The 8,182-nt window shown below is 70.8% G+C and carries 9 protein-coding genes; 6 read left to right on the top strand and 3 right to left on the bottom strand.

Going from position 1 to position 8,182, the window contains the following annotated elements:
• The 4 genes from ABFS34_15050 to ABFS34_15035 form a co-directional block, all read left to right on the top strand.
• Positions 1-1,606, top strand: a 1,606-nt coding sequence (locus ABFS34_15050) for a benzoate-CoA ligase family protein (protein ID MEN8376743.1), incomplete at its 5' end; no start/stop codon positions are given.
• The gene (locus ABFS34_15045) at positions 1,606-2,214 is read left to right on the top strand and encodes a hypothetical protein (GenBank protein ID MEN8376742.1); all 609 of its coding nucleotides are present in this window, start codon (positions 1,606-1,608) and stop codon (positions 2,212-2,214) included. The genes ABFS34_15050 and ABFS34_15045, both read left to right, overlap by 1 nt.
• Entirely contained in the window at positions 2,198-3,988 is a 1,791-nt protein-coding gene (locus tag ABFS34_15040) for an SPFH domain-containing protein (GenBank protein MEN8376741.1), read from the top strand. The genes ABFS34_15045 and ABFS34_15040 overlap by 17 nt, the downstream gene beginning before the upstream one ends.
• A 169-nt stretch (positions 3,989-4,157) precedes the next feature.
• A complete protein-coding gene (locus ABFS34_15035) occupies positions 4,158-5,642 on the top strand; it encodes a kelch repeat-containing protein (protein MEN8376740.1) in 1,485 nt (494 codons plus the stop codon).
• Between the two features lie 29 nt (positions 5,643-5,671).
• Here the strand turns inward: ABFS34_15035 and ABFS34_15030 are convergent, their stop codons facing one another.
• The 3 genes from ABFS34_15030 to ABFS34_15020 are packed head-to-tail and all read right to left on the bottom strand — an operon-like array spanning position 5,672 to position 7,565.
• Positions 5,672-6,451, bottom strand: coding sequence for a cyclase family protein (locus ABFS34_15030; protein ID MEN8376739.1), 780 nt, complete (start codon positions 6,449-6,451; stop codon positions 5,672-5,674).
• Positions 6,448-7,029 (bottom strand): thiamine pyrophosphate-dependent enzyme, encoded by a 582-nt coding sequence (locus ABFS34_15025; protein MEN8376738.1) that lies wholly within the window; start codon positions 7,027-7,029, stop codon positions 6,448-6,450. Before ABFS34_15025 ends, ABFS34_15030 begins: the two co-directional genes overlap by 4 nt.
• A 20-nt stretch (positions 7,030-7,049) precedes the next feature.
• On the bottom strand, positions 7,050-7,565 hold the full coding sequence (locus ABFS34_15020; protein ID MEN8376737.1) for a thiamine pyrophosphate-binding protein: 516 nt from the start codon (positions 7,563-7,565) through the stop codon (positions 7,050-7,052).
• A 141-nt stretch (positions 7,566-7,706) separates the two neighbouring features.
• Here ABFS34_15020 and ABFS34_15015 point away from each other — a divergent pair, with 141 nt between their 5' ends.
• Both ABFS34_15015 and ABFS34_15010 read left to right on the top strand, forming a co-directional pair.
• Positions 7,707-7,943 (top strand): redoxin domain-containing protein, encoded by a 237-nt coding sequence (locus ABFS34_15015; protein ID MEN8376736.1) that lies wholly within the window; start codon positions 7,707-7,709, stop codon positions 7,941-7,943.
• 9 nt (positions 7,944-7,952) lie between these two features.
• A partial coding sequence (locus ABFS34_15010) for a redoxin domain-containing protein (protein ID MEN8376735.1) occupies positions 7,953-8,182 on the top strand: 230 nt, incomplete at its 3' end.

Genomic DNA, 8,182 nt, shown 5'->3' with positions numbered 1-8,182 from the left:
GCGGCGGTCGGACGTCGGGCCCTCGCTCCGCGAGGCCGGTGTCCAGCATCGGAGCCCTCCCGGAGCGGTACTCCCAGCCATGCACTACCGAGCCCCGGACAGCCTCAACATCGCCCGCCATTTCCTGGACGACCGCGTCGAGGAGGGTCGAGGCGGGCGCGTCGCGCTGCGCACGGACTCCGGGGCGCTGACGTACGACGACGTGAGGGTCCTCTCCAACCGATTCGGCAACGCGCTGGTGGACGCCGGCGTACAGCCCGAGGAGCGGGTCATCGTATCGATGCCGGACGGGCCGGACTACGTCGGCGCGCTGTTCGGGATCCTGAAGGCGGGCGCCGTCGTGGTCATGGTCAACCCGGACCTGGAGCCGGAGGGGATCGAAGCGCTGTGCGCGTACACCGGCGCGCGCGCCGCGGTGGTTGGTGGAGCGGCGGCGGACGGATTCCGGGAGGTGCCTTCTGGCGCGGGCACGGTCGTCCTGGACGTGGACGACGCGCGCGTCACCGAGGCCATCGCGGCGTCATCGCCCGAGCTCGATCCCTTCCCCGCTCACCGCGACGACGCGGCGATCTGGCTGTTCAGCGGCGGGACCACGGGCCGCCCCAAAGCAGTCGTGCAATCGCACGCCAGCTACGCCAACACCACGGAGTTGTACGGCAAGGGCGTCCTGGAAGTCTCCGAAGACGACATCACCGTCTCGGTGCCCAAGCTGTACTTCGGCTACGCGCTGGGCTCCAACCTGTTCTTCCCGTTCTCCGTGGGAGGATCGGCGGTGCTGTTCGCCGAGCGCTGCACCGCGGACGCGCTGTTCGAACGGATCGCCCGGCACCGACCCACCGTGCTGGTGAACGTGCCCACCATGATCAACCGAATGGTGTCCCACCCCACGGCCTCCGAGCAGGATCTGTCGTGCCTGCGTCTCGCCACCTCGGCGGGGGAGGCGCTGCCGCCCGAGCTGCACCGGCGTTGGCGGGAGGCGTTTGGCGTGGAGCTGCTGGACGGACTGGGCACGGCCGAGATGTGGCACATCTTTCTGAGCAATCGACCGGGCGACGTGAGGCCCGGCACGCTCGGACGGGCGGTGCCGGGATTCGACGTCGAGCTGCGCGACGACGCGGGCGCACCCGTGCCCGACGGAGAGCCCGGCCGGCTGTGGGTGCGCGGCGACTCGCGCGCCACGTGCTACTGGCAGGAACCCGAGAAGAGCCGCCAGGCCTTTCGGGGCGAGTGGTACGTCTCGGGCGACATGCTGCGCCGCGACCAGGACGGCTACTTCGTGTACTGCGGCCGCGCCGACGACATGCTCAAGGTGAGCGGCAAGTGGCTTTCTCCGGGCGAGCTCGAGGACTGCCTGCTGCGCCACGAGGCGGTGAAGGAAGTGGCCGTCGTCGGCGTACCGGATGCACGAGGGTTGGTGAAGCCGGTGGCCTTCGTCGTACTGGCCGGTGGCGGCGGAAGCGAGTCGCTCGGGTCGGATCTCCAGGAGTTCGCCAGGCGTCACCTGCAACCCTACAAGTACCCGCGCGAGGTGCGCTTTCTGAAGGACCTGCCGCGTACGCACCTCGGCAAGGTCGACCGCGGCCTGTTATCTCGGGAGGCGCCCTGATGAACACCCTCTTTCTAGCAACGCTGGTGGTCGGCGCGATAGTGCTGGGGGTCCAGGTCATCCTGAGCTTCGTGGGGCTGGACGCCGACGCTGATGTGGAATTCGACGCCCCCGAGCTGGACCTGGAGGCGGACGCCGGCGACGTGGGCGGGAGCGGCGCGGGCGACGGATTGAATCTGCTCAGCGTGCGCTCTATCGCGGCGGCGCTCGCCACCTTCGGCGCGTTCGGGCTGACGCTCGTGCGCTGGTTGCCGGACGTCCTCGCGGCGGCGATCGCGATCGTCCCGGCTTTCGGGGCGGCCGTCGTGACCGCCTGGCTGATGCGGCAGATCCTGAGGCTACAGAGCAGCGGCAACATTCGGCTCTCCTCGGCGGTGGGGACGGAGGGCAAGGTCTATTTGCCGATTCCGGCATCCGGAGTACGACACGGCCTGGTCCACGTGGTGGTGCAGGGGCGGATGGTCGAGCTACCGGCATTCACGCAGGGTGACGTCGAGATCCCGAGCGCCGCCGCGGTGGTGGTTGCCGCCGTGCGCGACGACGGCGAGAGCGTAGAGGTCGTCCCCCGCAAGACGTTCGAGGAGATGCTCCATGAAGACGATCGCTAGCCTGGCGCTGGTCCAGGACCTTCCCGGGATCGGAGGCTTCCCCCCGATCATTCTGCTGGTGGGCGTCGCCACGCTGGTGGCGCTCAGCTTGCTCATGCTATTCGTGCGCCGCTACAAGCGCTGCCCCGCCAACCGCGTCCTGGTCATCAGCGGCCGCGTGGGCACCGGCAAGTCCGCCCGCGTGATCAGCGGCGGCGGCGCGTTCGTGTGGCCGGTCATACAGGAGTTCGACTTCCTGAGCCTGGTCCCGCTGCAGATCGACATCAACCTGACCGACGCGCTGTCGCTGGAGAACATCCGCGTGCGCGTGCCGTCCCAGGTGACGGTGGCCGTTGGCGACACCGAGGACTACCAGCAGAACGCCGCGTCGCGCCTGCTGAACCTGCGCGCCGAGGCCGTCCGCGAGCTCGCCTCGAACATCATCTTCGGTCAGATGCGGCAGGTGATCGCGTCCATGAAGATCGAGGACATCAACCGCGACCGGGACGGCTTCCGCGCCAACATCGAGCACGCGCTGGAGCCGGAGCTCAAGAAGATCGGCCTCAAGCTGATCAACGTGAACATCAAGGACCTCAACGACGAGTCCGGCTACATCGAGGCGATAGGACGGGAGGCCGGCGCGCGCGCGGTGCAGAAGGCGCGCGGCGACGTGGCCGAGCAGGAGAGGCTGGGCGAGACGCGCGTCGCGGAGGCCAACCAGGAGAAGGACATCGCGGTCGCCAACGCGCTGCGCGAGAAGGAGATCGGCGTAAAGAGCGCCGAGCGCGACACGGCGGTGCGGGTGGCCGAGCTGGACCGCGAGACGGCGGTCGCCCAGAAGCGCGCCGAATACGTACGGGACACGGAGATCGCGTCCGCCGACCAGGACCGCCGCGTGGCGGTCGCCGACGCGAACGCCGAGGCCATCGAAGGAGAGACGGTGGCGCAGGCGCGCGTGGCGCAGGCCAACGCCGAGCTGCAGGTGCGCGAAGCGGAGGCGTTCCAGGCCGGTGAGACGCGCAGGCGCGTGGCCGAGGCGGCGGTCGCGGAGGCCGAGAACCTCGCGCAGGCCAAGGCCGCGCTGGCCGAGGCCGAGCGCATCGAGGCCGAGCGTCGAGCCAGCCTGGAGGCGCCGGCCAAGGCAGAGAAGGCCAAGCGCATCGTAGAGGCCGAGGCGGCGGGTCAGAGCCGCAGGATCGAAGCGGAGGCCGAGGCGGCGGCGCTGTTCGCGCGGCTGGAGGCCGAGGCGCGCGGCGAGTACGAGAAGCTGTCCAAGAAGGCCGACGGTCTGCGCGCGATCGTCGCGGCGTGCGGCGGCGCGGACGAGGCGTATCGCCTGCTGGTGCTGGAGCACCTGGACCATCTGGCCGATACCGCTGCCGATGCCATCTCGAACATCAAGTTCGACAAGGTGGTGATGTGGGGTGGGGCCAACGGCGAAGGCGCCGGCGTTACCAGCTTCGTCACCGACCTGATGTCGGCGGTGCCACCCGCGCTGCAAACGATGATGGACATCGGCGGCGTGCGCGTGAGCGACGGGATTCTTCAGGTGATCGAGGACGCCGAGGTGGTAGGGGCCGGTGCCGCCGGCGGCCGGGGGCGCAAAAGCGCGAAGGGTGCCTCGCCCCGCCCGGCGGCGGCGGGCGCGGCCCCGGCGGGCGCGAGCGGCGCGACCGCCAAAGCGGCCTCCGGCACGTCGAAGCCAGCCGCTCCGGTTGGCGCCTCGGGCTCGGGCCCGCGGGACGGCAAGGCGAAGACGGCCCAGGCCAAGGGCAGCGCCGCGAAGACCGACTAATCGGGCTTGCAGCTCGGCCCAAGGAAGCCCTCTCGGATTCGACGATCCGGGAGGGCTTTGCGGGGCGCTCAGGATCAACCCCAACGCCCCCCCGGTTGGCGCTGTCCACATGACGGCGCCGCCACGCGTTACAGCAAGGCCGCTGACAGTGAACCTCTTCGATCCCGCCATGAGAACGAGCATTCCCGTGTTGCCCCTGGCGCTGCTCACCGTGCTCGCCTGCGCCGATGACTCTCCCGCCGAGCCGCGCCTGCCGGCTTCGGTCGCGGTGACGCCGTCCAGCGTCCTGCTCGAGTCGTTCGGCGAAGAGGCGGGGCTCACCGCGGAGGTCTTCGACGCGGCGGGACGGCGGCTCGACGCGCCGATCGTGTGGACGTCATCGGCCGGCGAGGTGGCGCCCGTGGACTCGGGCGGCAGGGTCGTCGCCGTGCTGAATGGACAGGCGAGCATCCTGGCCACCGCGGGCGCCGCGTCGGGGACGGCCGAGGTGACCGTCGCGCAGCGCACCGCGTCGATCACGTGGCGCTCCGACCCGGTCGTCTTCGACGCGGTGGGGGAGAGCACTGGGATCATCGCGGACGCCAAGGACGCCCGTGGCCACTCGATCCCGGGGTGGTGGGGGGTCTATTCCAGCGAGGACGTGGGCGTCGTCACGGTAAACGGGGACGGAGTCGTGCGCTCAGTCGATTCGGGGCGCACGGTCCTTGCCATAGCGCTCGACGGAGTCTCCGCCGTCCTTCCGGCCGAGGTTCGCGCGGGCGAGTGGGCGCCGCGGCCGGCCGCGGGCCTGGCTCGCAGCGACGCGGCCGCGGCCACCGTCGCGCTCGACGGCCGGCTGTACGTCCTCGGGGGACTGAGCGGCGCGGGCAGCGGCTCACCCGTGGCAGCCGTCGAGCGGTTCGATCCCTCGACCGACTCCTGGTCCGCGCTCGCTCCCCTGCCGCTGCCGACGTGGGGAAGTGCGGCCGTGGCGCATGCGGGCAAGCTGTACCTGTTCGGGGGGTTCACGAGCGCCGACCCGTTCCCCTTCGGGCCGACCGATAGGGCCTTCTCCTACGACCCCGCGCTCGACCAGTGGAGCGAGATCGCGCCCCTGCCGAGCGCGCGCGGCGGAGCCGGGGCGGAGTCGTCCGGGGGTTTGGTGCACGTGCTGGGCGGAAGCGCCGCCGGAGTCACCGACGATCACTCCGTGTACGACCCGGCCGCGGACGCGTGGTCGGCCGGCCCGTTGCTGCCCACGGCGCGGACCGCGTTCGCCTCCGCGGCGTTGCCCGGAGGCCTCATCCTGGTTGCCGGCGGCCGTGGGTCGCCCGCCGACGACATCGGACTCGCCAGCGTGGACCTGTACGATCCGGCCACCGGCGCGTGGTCGGCGGCGGCTCCGCTGCCCGCGCCCCGGTTCGGGCTCGCCTCCGCCGCCGCGGGCGGCTCGATCTACGTGCTCGGCGGAACCCCGACCACGGACGTCTTCTCGCGCGTGCTGGCGTATCGACCGGCGCAAGACGCGTGGGCCCAGATGGCCGACCTGCGAGAGCCCCTCACGCTGCTGGGAGCGGCCCCTCTGGCCGACGGCATCCACGTGGTGGGTGGGGCGAGCGAGGCGTCGGCCGGCGAGCGTACCGCGAACCACTGGATATTCGTCCCGCCCGGCTGATCGGCGCCCGGTGCCGAGGCCGAGCCGTTCTAGTCGGCTTCGACCAGCGCCAGGACCCGCAGAGGACTCCCGCTCCCGTCGACCAGCTTGAGCGGCGCGGCGATCACGATCGCGCCGGTCGGCGGCAGCAGGTGCAGGTTGGTGAGCGAAGCGAGCCCGAGCTTCCCCGCCCCGTGCATGATCGAGTGGTTCGGGAACGGTGGATCGAAGCCGCCCGCCTGCCCTGCGTCGGTGCCGATGGTTTCCACGCCTACGCCCAAAACGTCCCGCTCGTGCGCCAGCAGCTCGCTGGCTTCCTTCGAGAAGCCCGGGCTGTGCGGGCCGTCATCGGCCAGGTTGAGGAACGCAGCCGGCTCCGCCCTCCGGCTCCAGCCGGTGCGCAGCAGCACCCAGGACCCTGCGCCGATGAGTCCGTGCTCCGCCTCCCACGCCTCGACGCGATTCGGGGTCAGCAGGAAGTCGGCGTCGGCCTGGACATCGGCGGTCACGTCGAGCACGCAGGCGGGGCCGACGAAGCGCCCCGCGGGGATCGTGTCGGTGGTGTTGTCCGGCAGGTTGCGGCCGGTGATCCAGTGGACCGGGGCGTCGAAGTGCGTGCCGGTGTGCTCGCCCAGGCGAATCGTGTTCCAGTACCAGGCGGGACCGGCGTCGTCGTAGCGCGAGATCTCCTCCACGCTCAGCCCGGGCGACGGCGCGAACGGCGGTGGCAACCCGATCACTGGCGTGTCGGGACCGAGCGGCTGCGTCAGGTCCACGACCCGGACCGACCCGTCCCCCAACGAGCGCGCGAGTTCGGTCAGAAGGCTCATCCCATGCTCTCCAGCCAGCGGCGGAACTGGTACCTGTTCTCCAGCAGCGAAAGTCGGGTAACGAACCCCCTGGTGTCGGGCGGCGGTTCGTAGTGCTCCTCCACCTTGGCGACGATGGTGGTGGTCCTGTCGCCTTCGAGCGCCGACCGGAACGCGCTCTCGAAACCCTCGAGGTCGTGCACCATGGCCGTCGCGGGCACACCCGCGGCCGCCGCCATGCCGGCGAGGTCGGTCCCGGCGCCCGTCGCGGTGGGAAACCCGCCCACGCTGAGCAGCGACTCGTTGTCGAAGACCACGTGGACGAGGTTGGGCGGCCGGTAGCGCCCCAGGGTCGTGAGCCCGCCCGCGTTCATCAGCACCGAGCCGTCGCCGTCCAGGACGACGACCTCGAGCTCGGGCCGCGCCAGCGCCAGACCGAGCCCCATGGACGAGGCCAGGCCCATCGCGTGTTGGAGGTAGAAGAAGTTGGGACGGTGCCCGACGGACTGAAGCTCGGCGGCCACGGCGCCCATGATGGTCACGACCGCGCACCCCTCCAGATCCTCGTGAATCGCCCGCAGCGCCTCTACACGCTTCATCCTGGCCCCGCCGGCGTCCGTCACGCCGCTTCCCACATCAGAGCGCGCGTGAGCAGCAGGGCGACGGGCCGATTGGCGGCGTACGCCAGCGTCCGCGCCCAGCCCACCTTGGTCGGCACCTCGGCCGGATCCTCCAGTCGGTCGTAGGGGATCCTGAGGGCGTCCAGCACGTGGGGCGTGACGATGCCACCTTCGGTCTGCCACGGATCGGCCTCGCCGAAATCGCCCCGCTGGCTGATCAGCATCAAGAGCGGAACGCGAAAGAGCTGCGCGCCCGAAACGATGCCGTTGATGGCCGCCAGGAAGCCGTGGTTCTGCATCAGCATGGCGGACGGTACCCCGGCCATGTAGGCGCCCATCGACACGCCCACGCCTTCCTCCTCCTTGGCCAGCCGAACCAGCGTGGTCCGGGGGTCCTCCTCGGCGAGTCGGATGAGGTGCACCAGCCACGTCTCGGGTAACGCGGACACGATGCGCACGCCCGACTCGATGAGCGCGTCGAAGACGACGCGGGAGTTGGCTGAGGAGACCGGCATGGGCGCACGGTATCGGCGCGGCGACCCGGGCTGCAAGGTCCCGCCGCCCGGCCTGCGCCTCCCGGGACGCCGGCGGAACTCGCCGACTGGGGCCGCCCTTCCCATTATGTCTGCCGGACACACCACAGCGGGGAGCACGCAATGCGCGGACACACCACGATCGCTGGCCTCACCCTGGCGCTCACGGCGGGAGGAGCGGCGGCCCAGGAGGCCGAACGCCCGCTGCCCCCGCCGTTGGAGGTGGGCGTGGAGGCCCCGGACTTCGAGCTGCCGGGCGCGACCCGGTGGGGGCCGCTGGCCACACCCGTGCGACTCAGCGACTACCGGGGCAAGACCGTCGTCCTGGCTTTTTTCTTCAAGGCCCGGACCAAGGGCTGAACGATCCAGATGCACGCGTACCGTGATCAGTACGCGCAGATCTTCAACGGCGGCCGGGACGTGGTGCTAATCGCCATCAGCGCCGACACCCAGGAAGAGCTCGTGAGCTGGGCGAGCGACGACCAGTTCCCGTTCGTCATGGCGAGCGACGTGGATCTGGCGACCGCGTACGCGTACGGCGCCGTTCACAGCCGCGCGACGACGGCCAACCGGACCCTGTTCGTGGTCGGTGCGGATGG

Source organism: Gemmatimonadota bacterium (genome assembly GCA_039715185.1).
Classification (GTDB): Bacteria; Gemmatimonadota; Gemmatimonadetes; order Longimicrobiales; family RSA9; genus DATHRK01.
This window is presented reverse-complemented; position numbering and strand designations above follow the sequence as displayed.